Genomic DNA, 15,451 nt, shown 5'->3' with positions numbered 1-15,451 from the left:
GGATAATGCACCCCATCATCAAACTGGTTTCCCAGCGCCTTGCGCTGGGAATCCTTTTGCTGTTCGGCGCTTCGGCCCTGATTTTCGGCCTAACCGAAGCCCTTCCCGGAGACGCCGCGCAAGCCGTCCTGGGGCAGTCCGCAACGCCTGAAGCCCTGGCCAACCTGCGAGAGGAGATGGGCCTGAACCGCCCTGCCCTGACACGCTATTTCGAATGGCTGGGAGGTATCGTTCAGGGTGATCTTGGCCAGTCACTCACCAACAAGCTCGATATTGCCGAGAGCATTGGAAAACGACTTGGGAACACTCTGTTTCTGGCGTGTGTTGCCGCAATCGTGTCCGTCCCGCTTGCGATCTTTCTGGGGCTGCTTGCCGTCCGGTACCGTAACCGTTGGCCGGATAAACTGATTTCCGCGGTGACCCTGACGACAGTTTCCATCCCGGAGTTCCTGATCGGCTACGTTGTCATCTACTATATTTCGGTCAAGCTGGGATGGTTTTCATCACTAGCGATGATCAATGATTCCATGTCCTTCGGGCAAAAGCTGAACGCAATTGCGCTGCCGGCCTTCGTTCTGACGCTAGTGGTATTGGCGCAAATGATGCGCATGACGCGTGCGGCCATTCTGAACCTGATGCAGTCGGCCTATATCGAAACAGCAGAACTGAAGGGGTTGAGCACGTTTCAAGTCATTGCCCGACACGCTTTTCCCAACGCGATTTCGCCGATTGTTAACGTGGTTATGCTGAACCTCGCCTATCTGGTTGTGGGTGTCGTCGTCGTCGAGGTTGTGTTCGTCTATCCCGGCATGGGGCAGTATCTTGTGGACGCCGTGACCAAGCGTGACGTGCCCGTTGTTCTGGCCTGCGGCGTGGTGTTCGCGGCGGTCTATATCGGCCTGAACATGGTTGCGGATATCGTGTCGATCCTTGCCAACCCAAGACTGAGGCATCCGAAATGATAAAGAACATTCCTCTTTCGGCATTGATCGGCCTTATGTTCACCGGCGCGTATTTCTTTGTGGCCATTGCCGCCCCATTGATTGCGCCTTACGGAATGGCTGAAGTCGTCGGCGACGTTTGGGAGCCCGCCAGCGCCGAGCATCTGCTGGGCACCGACAATATTGGACGCGACCTGCTGACCCGGATGATCTATGGCGGTCGGACAACGATCTTCATCGCCGCCGCTGCGACACTGCTCAGCTTCATTACCGGCACGTCTTTGGGACTGTTGGCTGCGGTTCTGGGCGGATGGGCCGATCAGGCGCTCAGCCGGACGGTTGATCTGGTCATGTCTATCCCCACCCTGATCCTGGCGCTGGTCATTCTGGCAATCGTTCCGGTAACCGTCCCGATCCTGATCCTTGTGATGGGCCTGCTGGACGCCACGCGCCCCTATCGCCTGTCACGCTCTGTCGCCGTGGACATCAACGTCATGGACTATGTCGAGGCCGCCAAGCTGCGCGGCGAAGGCCGGGGCTGGATCATCTTTCGGGAAATCCTGCCGAACGCTCTGTCGCCTTTGGTGGCCGAGTTCGGTTTGCGTTTCATCTTTATGGTTCTGTTCATCTCGACCCTTTCGTTCCTGGGTCTTGGCGTCCAGCCGCCGCTGGCGGACTGGGGCGGCATCGTGAAAGAGAACAAGGATGGCATCGTCTATGGCATTGGCGCAGCGCTCTACCCCGCTGTGGCCATCGCAACACTGGCCATCTCGGTCAACCTTGTGGCTGACTGGATTCTGAACCGTACCACATCGCTGAAAGGAGGCCGGGGATGAGTGATACCCTTCTCAAGGTCCGCGACCTCAAAATCGGCGCGACTGTCTACCCGCCGGGCGAAAAGCCTCATGACATCGAAATCGTGCACGGGGTCAGCTTTGACCTCGCGCCCGGCAAGGTGCTGGGCCTGATCGGTGAATCCGGCGCCGGTAAATCCACCATCGGACTGGCGTCGATGGCCTATGGCCGGGGCGGTGTGAAAATCACCGGTGGTGAAGTCTGGGTAAACGGACGAGACATTCTGAAAGCGTCGCATGGCGACATACGCAAGTTGCGGGGGGGTGAGGTCACCTATGTGTCCCAGTCCGCCGCAGCCTCGTTCAACCCGGCCAAGAAGATCATGGATCAGGTGATTGAGGCCGCAGTCGAACAGAAAAAGTTCTCGCGGAAAGTGGCCGAAGGCCGCGCACGGGAGCTGTTTGCCAAGCTGGGTCTGCCTGACCCGGACAATATCGGCGAACGCTACCCGCACCAGGTCTCGGGCGGTCAGTTGCAGCGCTGCATGACAGCCCTGGCGTTGTGTCCCGAGCCTGATCTGGTGGTGTTCGACGAACCCACCACGGCGCTGGACGTTACCACGCAGATCGATGTTCTGATGGCCATCAAGGAAGCCATTGCCGATACCGGCGTTGCCGCGCTCTACATTACGCACGACCTTGCTGTTGTTGCGCAGGTGAGCGACGACATCATGGTTTTGCGAATGGGCAACACTGTCGAATACGGCAATACCGATCAGATCATCAACAACCCGCAAGAGGAATACACCAAGGCGCTGGTCTCGGTCCGCTCCATCGAACACGAAGAAAAGAAGCCCACACCCGAAGCGGTGCTGAGCGTCGACGGCATCACCGCGCGCTACAAGGGTCTGAATTTCGACGTGCTGCACAACGTCAACGTCGAGCTTCATCCGGGGCAGACCTTGGCGGTCGTGGGGGAATCCGGTTCGGGTAAATCGACGCTTGCACGGGTGATCACTGGCCTGCTGCCGCCGCGCGACGGAGAGATCACCTTTGCCGGTCGCAAGCTGTCGCCCGACTTAAAGGGGCGTTCCCGCGAGGACCTGCGCGAGTTGCAGATGATCTATCAGATGGCCGACGTGGCGATGAACCCCCGTCAAACGGTTGGCACGATCATCGGCCGCCCGCTGGAGTTCTACTTCAACATGCGCGGCGCGGAAAAGCGCAAGCGGATCATCGAATTGCTGGATGAGATCGAACTGGGCGAAAAGTTCATCGACCGCTACCCGGCGGAACTGTCCGGTGGTCAGAAACAGCGTGTATGTATCGCGCGCTCGCTGGCGGCCAAGCCCAAGATGATCATCTGTGACGAGGTGACCTCGGCACTCGACCCGCTGGTTGCGGACGGGATCCTGAAGCTGCTGCTGGACCTGCAGAAGATCGAGGACGTAGCCTATCTGTTCATCACCCACGATCTGGCGACAGTGCGAGCGATCTCGGATTCGATTGCCGTAATGTACCAGGGCCGCGTGGTCCGGTACGGTCCGAAATCCGAGGTTCTGAGCCCGCCGTTCGACGACTATACCGACCTGCTGCTCAGCTCGGTCCCCGAGATGCATCTGGGCTGGCTGGAAGAGGTCGTCGCCCACCGCAAGATGGAAAGTGCCGGGAACTGATCCCTGCCCTTTCCGTGACTTTTCGGTGAAAATCTGAAATCCCGGCACCTTGTTCGATGGCAGGTGTCGGGATTTTGCCATTGGGGGCGCGAACGGGCAGAACCCTGACCGCGAATCCCCTAGGGTCGCCTGAAATATTCAATCAAAAGGCCAATGACATGGACCGCAAACTACTCCTCATCATTCTGGACGGTGTTCCGTGGCGCAATTTCCGGCGACTGTTCGGCAACCTTGAAGGCTGGGTCGAAAACGGCGAGGCACGGGTTTGGAAACTGCGCGCGGTTCTGCCATGCACATCGGCCAGTTGCTATGCGTCGATCCATACCGGAGTGACACCGCAGGAGCACGGCTGCACGGGCAACGGAAACGTGTTCCGGCTAAGCCACAAGGACGTCTTCAGCCAGGTCCGTGAGGCGGGTGGCGTGACCGGCGCCGTGACCCACAGCTATTGGTCGCAATTCTTCAATCGGCATCCGTTCGATTACGTCCGCGACATCGAATATGATGAGCCTGAGAGCAAGACGATCAACCACGGCCGGTTCCACACCATGACCGGCTACGGCAAAGCCAATCAGATGACGCCGTCCGACGTAGACCTATATGCCACTCTGACCAGCCTCTGCCTGCGTCACGGGCTGGATTACGGGCTGCTTCACGCCTGTACACTGGACAGCATGGGACACCGCTTCTACCACGATTGCGAAGAGATGGATCACGCCTGTTTCGTCGCGGACGAAATGCTGGCCCCGTTCATCCCACGTTGGCGGCAACTGGGCTACGAGGTCATCGTGACTGCCGATCACGGTCAGGACGAACGCGGCCACCACGGCGGGCGCAGCCCGCTGCAACAGGAAACGGCGCTGTATTACTTTGGGGACGCAAAGGGACCTGAAGCCGATCAGGTGATCGACCAGCTACAGCTTGCCCCGACAATCCTTTCCCGTTTGGGCGCCCCCATCGCCGACACAATGAAGGCTAAGGCGTTTCTGAAATAAGGCAGGGGATCAGTCGTAAGACCAGATGCCCTGCCCCAGCGCCTCGATGGCGACGGAAATGCGTTCAAAGCTGGCTGCTGCGCGCGTGACAGATGTTCGGGCGCGCAGATAGCCGTGAACCAGACCAGGTTCGTTGATCCAACAAGCCTGCCCGCCAGCGGCGATGATCCTTTCACAATATTCTGACCCGTCATCCCGCAAGGGGTCGCAATCAGCGGTTACGACAACGGTTGGTGGGAGCCCGGAAAAGTCAGAATCGTGCAAAGGCGCAAAAGTCGGATCATGATCCGGCAAGGAACCGCCGCAGCGGACTTTTTCATAGAACGTCACTTCTTCCTGCGTCAAAAGCGGAGCATGCGCATGCTCGACATAGGACCCCTTTGAGATGTCCCCACCAAGAGCCGGATAAATCAGGACCTGCCCCAGAACGTCGTCCAGTCGCCCGCGCGCATAGTGTGCAACCGCTGCCGCCAGATTACCCCCGGCGCTGTCGCCGGCCAGTACCATGGGATCGCCGAACTCCTGCGCGGCCCAGGTGACCGCAGTCCAGCTGTCCTGAAACTGCGCCGGGTGCACATGTTCGGGGCAAAGCCGATAGTCGACGGCGACAACGTGGTATCCGGTTTGCGCGCAGATTTCGGCACAGACGTCATCGTGGCTTTCCAGGCCCCCCACGACAAACCCGCCGCCGTGAAAATAAACCACGGTGCGGGTGGGATCTCCGGCTGTATAGACCCGGACAGGTACACCGTTGGCGGACCTGTCCTGCGTGTTTACGCCCGGCGGCCGGGGTTGGCGAAAGTCCTGACACATCGCGTCATAGACGCGGCGCTGATCGTCAATCGACAACTCGACGGCATCTTCGGGATAGCTTTCAGCCGTTCGTCTTATGAACGCCCAGGTTTCTTCATCGATCAGACGTTCATAATCCATTGTCCCTCCGCGGTCAGGCAGCCCATTCCCATGGCCGGGTGAACGATCCCAGCACTTTGGAAACATCGTCCTCGGATGAGCCGTTCGCGTCAAGCTGTGCGACGAGCCCGCGCTTTTTGTCGTCGATCACGGAAACCACGCGCGCGTCGACGCCCGCCTTCTCAAGCGCACCATTGTAGATGCGGGTAATCGCCTGTTTTCGAAGTTCGGGCTTAAAGACCTTGCCCACCGCCGTTTTTGGCAATTCGTCCAGAATTGTCATATGCTTGGGCTGCGCTGCACGCTCGTGAACGTGAACCTTGCAGTATTCCAACAGTTCTTCTTCGGTCACGCTGGCCCCGTCGACCAGTTCCACGAAAGCGCACGGCACCTCCCCCGAATGCGCGTCCGGCTGTCCGATTGCGCCCGCAAAGGCGACCGCCTCGTGCCCCAGCAGTGCTTCTTCGATCTCGGCCGGATCGATGTTGTGGCCGCCGCGGATAATCAGGTCCTTGGCACGACCGGTGATCCACAGATACCCGTCCTCGTCAAACCGCCCCAGGTCACCCGTCCGAAGATACTTGTCGAAATGATAGAGGTTAACGTTCTTGTCCACTTCGGTATAGGTATTGCCCGCGTAGACACCGGGGTTCGAAACACAGATTTCCCCAATCTCGTCTACGTTGCATTCCGTCGGGCCATCCGCCCCGTCGCGCAGAATTTTGACGTCGGTGTATGGGAACGGAATACCGATCGAGCCGATCTTCTTCTCGCCATCCACCGGATTGCACGAAACAAGGCAGGTTGCTTCGGTCAGGCCATAACCTTCGACAATTGTAACGCCGGTCGCTTCCTCGAACCGGCGGAACAGCTCCACCGGCAACGGGGCCGAACCCGAAAAGGCGGTTTTAACGCTTGAGATATCAGCATCCACGGGACGCTGCATCTTGGCGGAAATCGCGGTAGGAACGGTGATGATAAAGGTAACTTTCCAGCGTTCGATCAGTTTCCAGAAATTGTCGAACACTCCGTCGCCCCGATACCCTGCAGGCGTCGGGAAAATCACATGTGCGCCAGAGGACACCGCCGCCATCATGATCACATGCACAGCAAAGACATGGAACATGGGCAACGGGCACATGATGACGTCGTTTTCATCGAACAACAGCGTGTTGCCCAGCCAGCCATTGTAAATCAGACCGGAATATTTGTGCTGCGCGACCTTTGGCATACCGGTTGTCCCTCCGGTATGGAAGAAACAGGCGACGCGGTCTTCCTTGCTGTCTTCAAAGGTCAGTGTTGTCGGCTGTTTGGCCAGCTCTTGTCCGAAATCCTTGTAGTCCGCATGGGCAAGATGCTCCTTGTCACCCATTTTGGGACGCAGGAACGGCACTAGCCACGATTTCGGAGGCGTGAGATAGCGGTTCAGATCAATTTCGAGAATGGTGTTGACGCTTGGCGCGTGCCGTACGGCTTCTTCCACTTTCTGCGCGACATCCGCCTTGGGGAATGACTTCAACGTGACGACAACCTTCGCACCTGTCTCCCGCAGGATGGCCGCGATCTGCTCCGGCTCCAGCAACGGGTTGATCGGATTCACGATACCCGCGACCGCCCCACCCATCAGAGTGACCAGCGTTTCGTTACAGTTGGGCAGCACATAGGCCACCACGTCCTTTTCCCCGATGCCAAGCGAACGGAACAGATTGGCCGCCTGATTAACCTTGCCCAGCAGTTCTGACCAGGTCAGGGTCTCCGCCTTGTCCTTCGGGCCAGACAACAACTGAAAGCTGATTGCCTTGTGGTTGGGAAAACGCCCGGCCGTACGCGACAGCAACTGATGGAAGGTAACCGGAACGTCGCGGTCCTCCCACGGCATCTCCTGCTCCATTCTCGCCTTGTCTTCCAATCCCACAAAGGCCATGTGGCTCCTCCCTTATCTCTCCCACGTCACGCGCGGGTTTGCTTTGCATGCAAGGATGCGGCCAAAACCGAGCGTTATCAAGCAACGGCTTATCGAGAGATACAGAAGATTTGTAGAATTACGCCACGGCGAAATCGGAATTGCCCATACGTCAGGCTATTCCGCAGCGACGCCATCCGTGAATTGCAGGCGCGCCAAACGTGCATAGAGGCCATCCTGCGCCACCAGATCCTCATGTGTGCCCTGCGCCACGATCCGGCCGCTTTCGAGCACAACGATGCGATCGGCCTTTTTAACTGTGGCCAGACGGTGCGCAACGATCAGCGTGGTCCGCCCTGCGCGCATCTGATCCACCGCGCCCTGCACCGCCCGTTCGCTTTCGGCATCCAGTGCCGAGGTCGCCTCGTCCAGCAGCAGAACCGGCGCGTCCCGCAGGATTGCGCGAGCGATCGCGATACGCTGTTTCTGTCCGCCAGACAGCATGACGCCTCGCTCGCCGACAAAGCTGTCATAGCCTTCCGGCAGCGCCAAGATGAAGTCATGTGCGGCGGCGGCACGTGCAGCGGCCTCAACCTCGGCATCGGTTGCGTCAAGACGGCCAAAACGGATGTTTTCCCGCGCAGAGGCCGCAAAGATCACCGGATCCTGAGGCACCAACGCCATGTGCTGGCGGAAATCGGCACGGCTCAGATCGCGCAGGTTCACCCCGTCGAGGCTGACATAACCTCCGTCAGGGTCATAGAACCGCTGGATCATCTGGATCACGGTTGTCTTGCCTGCCCCGGACGGACCAACGAAAGCAACCGTTTCGCCCGGTTTGACCTGCAACGTCAGGTGGTCCAGCGCCACGATGTCCGGACGCGCCGGATAGCGGAAAGTCACGTCTTCGAATCGGATTTCGCCCCGTACAGGCTGTGGCAGTGTATGGCCCTGCGCCGGATCGATCACGGTGTCTTCGGCGTTCAGCAGTTCAACCAGCCGTTCGGTTGCCCCTGCGGCGCGCTGAAGCTCGCTCCAGATTTCCGACAGCGCGGCGACCGAGCCTGCCATGATGATCGAATAGATCACGAACTGGATCAGAACGCCTTCGGTCATGACCCCGTTCCGCACATCATTCGCGCCCATCCACAACACGCCGACGATGCCGGAAAACACTAGGAAAATAACGATTACAGTCAACACCGCACGGGTCTGAATTCGGCGCAGCGAAACCACGTACGAAGTCTCGGTCATGTCACCGAACTGCTTGCGGCTGGCGTCTTCGTGGGTAAAGGCCTGCACGGTCTGAACGGCGCCCAGCGCCTCACCCGCGTTGCCTGACGAAGCGGCGATCCAGTCCTGGTTCTCGCGGCTGATCACGCGCAGGCGGCGGCCCAGAACGAGGATCGGAACGACCACGATCGGGATCAGCAGCAAAACCATGCCGGTCAGCTTGGCCGAGGTCAGCAGCATCAGCACCAGACCACCGAAAAACAGCAGCATGTTGCGCAGCGCAATCGAGACCGACGACCCCAACACAGATTGAATCAAGGTTGTGTCTGTGGTGATGCGGCTCAGAACTTCACCGGTCATGATGCGTTCATAAAATTCCGGGCTCATGCCGATCACACGGTCAAACACCGCCTTGCGGATATCGGCAACCACACGCTCACCCAGCCGCGTCACCAGAGCGTAACGAACCCCGGTTCCGACCGCCAACACCGCCGCGATGCCCAGTGCGGCCAGAAAATACCAATCGAGCAGCTCACCGTCTTCGATGCGGAAATTGTCCACCACCCGACGCACCGCCAGCGGCAGTGTCAGCGTCATGCTCGCGGTCAGCACCAACGCCAGACTGGCCCCGATCATCAGCAACCGATACGGCTTCATGAACGGCCAGAGAGACGTCAGTACCCCAACCTTTCTGGATCCCTTACGCTCTTCGCTGGCACCGGGGGCCGGTGTTGTTGCTGGACTGGCGGTCGTGCTTCTTGCCATGTCTGGCCCTTGTGTCTTGATCGGTTTTGAGTGACCGCTTTCTTGACGGCAGTGACCGGCAGGGTCAAGCCGCATGGCAAAATCAGCGGTCCACATGGGCCATTTGACGCAGAGTTTTCGGGGCTGATCTGGAGCGGGCGGCGGGAATCGAACCCGCTTCATCAGCTTGGAAGGCAAGCGTCTTTATCACTACTTTCACAAATATTTCAATGCACTATTAAAATACATATAGTCATTTTGCAGGCTATATGTCGGAAATAAATTCTTGGAGCGGGCGGCGGGAATCGAACCCGCTTCATCAGCTTGGAAGGCTGAGGTAATAGCCAGTATACGACGCCCGCTCAGCTCGAGCGGGTGTATTTCATCCCGAATTTACGGTCAATAGAGGATTTGTTTTTTTTCAGGCAACTGATCTTTGTTGAACAAAAAATCTGCAGCTGAATCGCAGGCAAGTAATGGAGTTTGGCCGAAAAGTAAGCTGTCAATTTTCAAATAGAAGCACTGAACAATCAAAGTGTCCCTGTTCCAATCGGAACTGTTCGAATGTCCCCATTGCTGAAAGAACGGGCATTCGTCTTATTGGCGGCAATGACTGCACCGAGCCCGGAGCGGACGTTCAAATGGACTGTATGCGCCGAGACGCAGCGAATGACCGATTTGAGCCCAACTTGGTCATATACCGTATACGTTGGCTGCCAAGTTTGCTTTGAACCGTTATAGTCCAATGCATGGAACGACGACTTGCAGCAGTGCTCGCGGCAGACATAGTTGGGTTCAGCCGCCGAATGGAGCTCGACGAGGTTCACACGCTCAACGCCGTTCTGAAAATCCAGTCCGAGATTGTCGAGAAGCAAATCACAGGTAGGCATGGACAGGTGGTAAAAAGAATGGGCGATAGCTGGCTGGCTGAGTTTGCGTCTGCCGCCGACGCCGTAAACTGCGCCCTGGCAATCCAATCGGACATGCAAGGTTCGGATCTGTCACTTCGGATCGGGGTAAACGTGGGCGACATAACTCACATTGACGGCGACATCTTCGGCTCTGGGGTAAACGTGGCGGCACGTCTTGAGACGGTCGCAGATGGCGGCGGCATCGCCATTTCTGCAGATGCTCAACGCCTTATGCACCGTGGGGTGGATGCAGAGTTCCACCCAAACGGTGTTGTAGAACTGAAAAACATTCAAATGCCAGTTGAGGTTTGGAGCTGGCCAGGACCGCTCCCCGCTTTGACCCGGACACCAGTCGGCATGAATGGCAAACCCAAGCTCCACTTGAGCAACCTTGAAGGAGGAAATGCTGCGGCGATTGAAATGGCGTCTGCGTTGCGCGCGGATTTGAGCCACGCATTCGGCCGTCAAACCGGATTGGAACTCGTTGCCGTCAAAAACGACGCAGACTTTAAACTTGGTGGATCCATTCGGGTTTCGGGCGATCGTTGGCGCGTGCTGATTGAACTCGTGGAATGCGCCACGGGCACGTGTGTTTGGACCGATCGAATTGATGAAGGAGGCTCAGACGCTTTCGACATCCAGGATCGCTTGTGTCAGCGCGTGGCCGGATCAATCCGAATTCGACTTCCAGCCCTACTGGCGGAAAAATTCAAGCACAAATCTCCAGAAGACATGAGCGTTGAGGAACTGCTCAACTTTGCGATGGGCTGCAACTTCACATTTACCAAGGAATCTTGGGAGCTTTCGCGATCCTTGCTGCAACGTGTTCTGCGCCTTGATCCAGACAACTGGATGGCAATGACAATGCTATGCTGGAATATAGTCAGCATGTCCCGCATCCTTGGCTGGCGAGACATGGGCCTTCAGCAAGTCGTAAAAGCGCGAGGACTGATCGATACCGCAACGAAAATTAGGCCAAATGACCACCTGATCCGGACCGTACGCGGGACGCTATCGCTTTTTGGGAACCACGACTTGCAAGCCGCGCGCATTGATTTGGAAGAGGCTCTGACGCTGAACCCCGACTACTATCACGCGATTAATACTATGGCCCTAATTAAGCTGGCCGAAGGCTCAATTGATGACGCAACCAAGTTGTCGCATATCGCGCTTGCGTGCGACCCTGCCTATCCCTACCGGCATCTCTACTATCGAGACGCCGGCTATGTCGCGCTGGTAGCTGGAGATCATTCTCGTGCAGTCCAACAGTTAATGCAGGCCGACCATGCAGAGCCAAATTTGCCGGCGAATCTAGCGCTGCTGGCTGAAGCACTTTCTGTTTCTGGCGACACAGAAGCTGCACTCCAAAGACTAATGCATCTTAAGCAGATCGAAGCAGATTTCGAACCGACCTCACTGGCCCGGCTCCCCTTGCGCGATCAATCTGCCGCAGACCGGATTTCGGATGCATTGCTCGTCTTGGACGCGTGACGTGAGAGTTCTGCCCGTTTATACCTCCGGCGCTCTGGCCGGGGTCCAATATTAGTGCGCCAAAAGACGCCCGACTGCGCGACGAATGACCGTTATGTCCGCAAGTTAGACATTCGTTGCCATTGAGCGAATGACTGCCCCGATCCCAATACAGTCGAGCAGCAAACTTGCCTATCCACTTCGCAATCTGTCATCGACTTCCGACAAATCACGCCGAGCGCGCTGTTCGAGGGCCCTTGCGCCATTTCTTGTGGCGGCTTGGATTGCTCGCGTCAGCCAGCCGCGTTCTGTAGCTCGAAGACCTGCGTTCTTACCGGGCAACGTGTGCGCAAGCAGTCGACAAATTTCCGGCTCCCAGTTCCGCTCTTGGCTTCGCTCAACGAATGACAGAGCGTCATGTAGCAAATCCTGTGCGGTGCTCTGCTCTCCTTCAGACATCAAGAGTTCGGCGCAAAGTGATTGGAAAAACGGAAGCCATGGGTTGCGGGCCGTCAGAGACAGTCTGTCGATAGCTGCGCGGACGACATCCGATCCTTTTTTACCGGACCAGCCAAGTATCACGTCGGCATAAGCAGCCCACAATTCACTCTCCTGCTCTTCGGCTAACGATTTCAGGTGCTGTCCGTAATGCTTTGCCGTCTCAGCGTCTGCGCGCATTGCTGCCGACATTGCGCATGCAAACATCAGGGCGTACGCAAGGCTGCTTGCATGCCCAATCTTGCGTGCGTGGGCTACCGCTTCAACACCAAGTCGCTCTGCTTCTGCACATTCTCCTCGCAACGAAAAGATAATTGCCAGAATGGACAGCCCAGCAACGCGGGGATCATAGCCATAGTCCAAAGCGACTTTCTGATGCCGATCCAAGTCGTACATCGCAAGGAGCTTCTGAGCATGCGTATCCGCCTCGGCCAATCTGCCCAAATAGAGAGAGCACCAAGCGACGACCCGGTGACCTTGCAAAAGCCCTGCCTCGTCTTCCAGTTCCTCCGCAAGCGCCAGCAGCTCTTGGGCTAAAGCGAGCGCACTACCATATTCCGCCCTAGACACATGTATCAGATACTCACCGTAGTTAACTGGCAGTAAACCTCTGCGATCGCGAAGTTTTTCGCAAAGAGCCCTTGCCTTCGCGTAGATCTCATATGTCTCTTTTGCACTCCAGCCATTGACGACAAGTATTAGAGGTGCGAGCGCCATGACAAGCTCAAGCTCTCTTCTGTCCCGTTCGTCAGACTGAGGAAGCATATTGAGTGCTGCGAGACCTTCGCGAAAATGCTTAATCGCTTCATGATCCGCCGACCGTTGCTGCATCAGGCGTCCAGCATGGAACCACAGATGCACCGCTTCATCAAAGCGCCTGGCCTCAAAGAGGTGACGCGCAATTGCCTCAGCTGGGAACCTGCTGTCTCCACTTAGGCCGATCAACGCATCAGCGATTTTACCATGCAACTTTTCGCGCTCGCGCTTCAACAGGCTAGCTAGCGCTGCGTCTTGAACGAGAGCGTGAGTGAACATGTATTCAACTTTACCTCCGTGGTCCTCGCGCGCAAAGATAGCGGCATCTACCAACTTGGAAATGTTTTGCTCAATGTCGGCAGGGTCTGTGTCCAAAACGTTGGCCAGAAGATCTCGTGGAACCCGGCGCCCCAACATTGCGCCAACTTGAGCAAGACGTTTGGCTTGGCCTAAACCGTCAAGGCGAGTGGATAAGGACTCGTCTAGCGTTTCAGGTATCGTTGAAATGCCGTTCCTCTCACCTCCGTCGCGCAAAGCCCGACAGAACTCTTCGAGGAACAGAGGTACCCCCTCAGCCCTGGTTACAATTTCTTCGGTGCGGTCTCGGGAGCTTGGTTCCCTGAGTAGTTTTTCGCGAACAATTTCTCTGCTTGCTCTGCGTCCCAACCGGTTCAGTGAAATTGCTGTCACATTATGCTGTCTAACCCATTCGGGATCAAATCCAGGGCGCGAGGTGACGACCACAAGTATTGGCAATTGGCGTGTGCGAGCAATCAGTTGAGTCAGCAATTTTAACGAACTGGGATCAGACCAATGCGCATCTTCAAAAATCAGGCAGGCATATCCGTTTTTTGCTGGTCGGCACAGCCAATCCAACAAAGCCGCAATGAAATTTCGGCGCTTCTGTGTTGGCTGACCGCTAACCATGGGGGTATCTTCGATCGACAGGTAGTCTTCGACGCTTTTGGCGGCCTCGCTGCCGAGCAAGGAATCAACGTGGCCCGACAGCTTCGATAGTCGGGTTTTCTTTGAATCGTTGTCCAAAACTTCGGCGGTCGTTTCGAGCAACGTGATGAAAGGATAAAGCGCACTAGTGCTGTGTTGCTCCGAGCACTGTGTAATCACTGACGTAGAATTGCTTTGCATCAGTCGATCGTGAAGATGCGCGGCTAGGCGAGACTTTCCGATGCCGGGTTCTCCACTCAGAAGGATTGTCTGCCCCTCACCCTCGCAGACACTTTGCCACCGAGATTGCAGCAGGGCGATTTCAGCGCCTCGACCTACAATTTTGGTCAGGCCACGTTCGCTGCGCGCTTCGATACGGCTTTTGGCATTGGTTCGGCCCAATACACGAAACACCCGAAGCGGGTGATCAATTCCTTTCAGCTTTTGTTCGCCGATGGCTTCGGTGTTCACAAAACCCTCGGCCAGTAGACGTACTGCACCACTAACATAAATCTCGTCTGCCTCGGCCAATTGTTCGAGTCGCGATGCGACAATTGGCGCTTCACCAACAATTGAATGCTTCTCCCGCGTGCGGCCCGCTCCCATTTCACCCGCCACGACTCGACCGGTGTGAATCCCTATGCGCACCTGCAAGGCGTCGCCTTCAGGCAACGGAATGCTACGCGCTGCATGCCTAAGTGCGAGAGCAGCTTCGACTGCACGAAGTGCGTCATCTTCATGCGCGTTTGGATACCCAAAGTAAGCCATCAGCCCATCGCCAAGATACTTGGCGACATGGCCACCTTGCCGTTCGATAGCTTGCGCGCTGGCCATGTGAAACGAGGCCAACAAATCGCGCAAATCTTCGGTCGACATTTTCTGAGCCAAGCGCGTTGAATCAACTAGATCGGAAAACAATACTGTGACACGCCGGTTTTCTGGCTTTTCATCAGTATGGGTGTTCTCGACATGTGCGAATGCTGCAGCTGCCCGAAGGAGCTTCTTTCGGTGCCCGAGAGGCATTTTAAGCAAGCGCAAATCTTCATCGCGAAGATCCCGGAGTGTTTCGAGCTCCACAGCCTCATCCCGGAAAACATCGATATACTCTTCGAGTCCAATCTCCTTCAGAAATCGGTCGATCGACATGCCGATGTGTTTGGTAGGTCCCACCCCTCCAGACTAGCAGGCATATAAAAGATTGTCGCGATTTGTATTTTCTAAAGGTCTTCTTTGTCCGCAAGGCAGTCGCTCATTCACCGCGCAGTCAATGTCTGCTTCGAACCCAAAGCAGACATAGATGATGAGCGCAGCATTCGTCACTCAGGGCGGAAAGCGGTCATTCGCCGCGCTTCTCACCAACGTCCGCGATGCAGAGTTGCTGTTCGAATTAATTCGACGGCAGAATGCTCCGAGACTTAACACACGGCCGGTCCCGGCCTCACCATCACCAAAGATGCCTTTATCGGTGTGAATGCGGCGGACAAGCGGATTGGGCATTCAAACGCGGGTCTCCGGCATCAAGGGAAGGACCTCGACCGAGGTGATCTTCATGGCGCCACTTCTGTTTATCAGGATTAGTTGAACTGTCTAGCCCCCTCGTTCGGCACCACTAAATTGAGGTTTCTCTAATAAGGTTTCAGGCACAGGTGGGCGCATGTTCAGAGCATGATGTG

At 56.7% G+C, this 15,451-nt stretch carries 9 protein-coding genes and 1 tRNA gene; 5 read left to right on the top strand and 5 right to left on the bottom strand.

The features are described 5' to 3' along the window. Positions 1 to 5: 5 nt before the first annotated feature. From ACR0MI_RS00050 to ACR0MI_RS00035, 4 genes are all read left to right on the top strand, one after another. Complete coding sequence (locus tag ACR0MI_RS00050; protein ID WP_170609824.1) at positions 6 to 962, top strand: ABC transporter permease; 957 nt, start codon at positions 6 to 8, stop codon at positions 960 to 962. After that, on the top strand, positions 962 to 1,777 hold the full coding sequence (locus tag ACR0MI_RS00045) for an ABC transporter permease (protein ID WP_170610901.1): 816 nt from the start codon (positions 962 to 964) through the stop codon (positions 1,775 to 1,777). The genes ACR0MI_RS00050 and ACR0MI_RS00045 overlap by 1 nt, the downstream gene beginning before the upstream one ends. Next, positions 1,774 to 3,411, top strand: a complete 1,638-nt coding sequence (locus ACR0MI_RS00040; protein ID WP_170609822.1) for an ABC transporter ATP-binding protein — start codon at positions 1,774 to 1,776, stop codon at positions 3,409 to 3,411. The genes ACR0MI_RS00045 and ACR0MI_RS00040 overlap by 4 nt, the downstream gene beginning before the upstream one ends. 158 nt (positions 3,412 to 3,569) lie before the next feature. Continuing rightward, the gene (locus ACR0MI_RS00035) at positions 3,570 to 4,406 is read left to right on the top strand and encodes an alkaline phosphatase family protein (protein WP_480853305.1); all 837 of its coding nucleotides are present in this window, start codon (positions 3,570 to 3,572) and stop codon (positions 4,404 to 4,406) included. A 9-nt stretch (positions 4,407 to 4,415) separates the two neighbouring features. Here ACR0MI_RS00035 and ACR0MI_RS00030 read toward each other — a convergent pair whose 3' ends face one another. From ACR0MI_RS00030 to ACR0MI_RS00015, 4 genes are all read right to left on the bottom strand, one after another. Continuing rightward, on the bottom strand, positions 4,416 to 5,339 hold the full coding sequence (locus ACR0MI_RS00030; protein ID WP_170609818.1) for an alpha/beta hydrolase: 924 nt from the start codon (positions 5,337 to 5,339) through the stop codon (positions 4,416 to 4,418). Between the two features lie 13 nt (positions 5,340 to 5,352). Continuing rightward, entirely contained in the window at positions 5,353 to 7,242 is a 1,890-nt protein-coding gene (locus tag ACR0MI_RS00025; RefSeq protein WP_170609816.1) for an acyl-CoA synthetase, read from the bottom strand. A gap of 156 nt (positions 7,243 to 7,398) precedes the next feature. Further along, complete coding sequence (locus tag ACR0MI_RS00020; protein WP_170609814.1) at positions 7,399 to 9,219, bottom strand: ABC transporter transmembrane domain-containing protein; 1,821 nt, start codon at positions 9,217 to 9,219, stop codon at positions 7,399 to 7,401. Between the two features lie 266 nt (positions 9,220 to 9,485). Continuing rightward, a tRNA-Gly gene (locus ACR0MI_RS00015) sits at positions 9,486 to 9,560 on the bottom strand. A 387-nt stretch (positions 9,561 to 9,947) separates the two neighbouring features. Here ACR0MI_RS00015 and ACR0MI_RS00010 point away from each other — a divergent pair. Then, positions 9,948 to 11,600, top strand: coding sequence for an adenylate/guanylate cyclase domain-containing protein (locus tag ACR0MI_RS00010; protein WP_170816668.1), 1,653 nt, complete (start codon positions 9,948 to 9,950; stop codon positions 11,598 to 11,600). A gap of 171 nt (positions 11,601 to 11,771) precedes the next feature. Here the strand turns inward: ACR0MI_RS00010 and ACR0MI_RS00005 are convergent, their stop codons facing one another. After that, a complete protein-coding gene (locus ACR0MI_RS00005; protein WP_480442324.1) occupies positions 11,772 to 14,924 on the bottom strand; it encodes an adenylate/guanylate cyclase domain-containing protein in 3,153 nt (1,050 codons plus the stop codon). Between the last annotated feature and the right edge of the window lie 527 nt (positions 14,925 to 15,451).

The organism is Ruegeria sp. D4, assembly GCF_056534475.1.
Note: the sequence above shows the minus strand (reverse complement) of the source record. Positions and strands in the feature narration are given on the sequence as shown.

Excerpts from the sequence above, each read along its gene's own strand:
- ACR0MI_RS00050 (WP_170609824.1), top strand. The coding sequence starts at position 6 with ATGCACCCCATCATCAAACTGGTTTCCCAGCGCCTTGCGCTGGGAATC.
- ACR0MI_RS00040 (WP_170609822.1), top strand. The coding sequence starts at position 1,774 with ATGAGTGATACCCTTCTCAAGGTCCGCGACCTCAAAATCGGCGCGACT.
- ACR0MI_RS00035 (WP_480853305.1), top strand. The coding sequence starts at position 3,570 with ATGGACCGCAAACTACTCCTCATCATTCTGGACGGTGTTCCGTGGCGC.
- ACR0MI_RS00030 (WP_170609818.1), bottom strand. The coding sequence starts at position 5,339 with ATGGATTATGAACGTCTGATCGATGAAGAAACCTGGGCGTTCATAAGA.
- ACR0MI_RS00025 (WP_170609816.1), bottom strand. The coding sequence starts at position 7,242 with ATGGCCTTTGTGGGATTGGAAGACAAGGCGAGAATGGAGCAGGAGATG.
- ACR0MI_RS00020 (WP_170609814.1), bottom strand. The coding sequence starts at position 9,219 with ATGGCAAGAAGCACGACCGCCAGTCCAGCAACAACACCGGCCCCCGGT.
- ACR0MI_RS00010 (WP_170816668.1), top strand. The coding sequence starts at position 9,948 with ATGGAACGACGACTTGCAGCAGTGCTCGCGGCAGACATAGTTGGGTTC.
- ACR0MI_RS00005 (WP_480442324.1), bottom strand. The coding sequence starts at position 14,924 with ATGTCGATCGACCGATTTCTGAAGGAGATTGGACTCGAAGAGTATATC.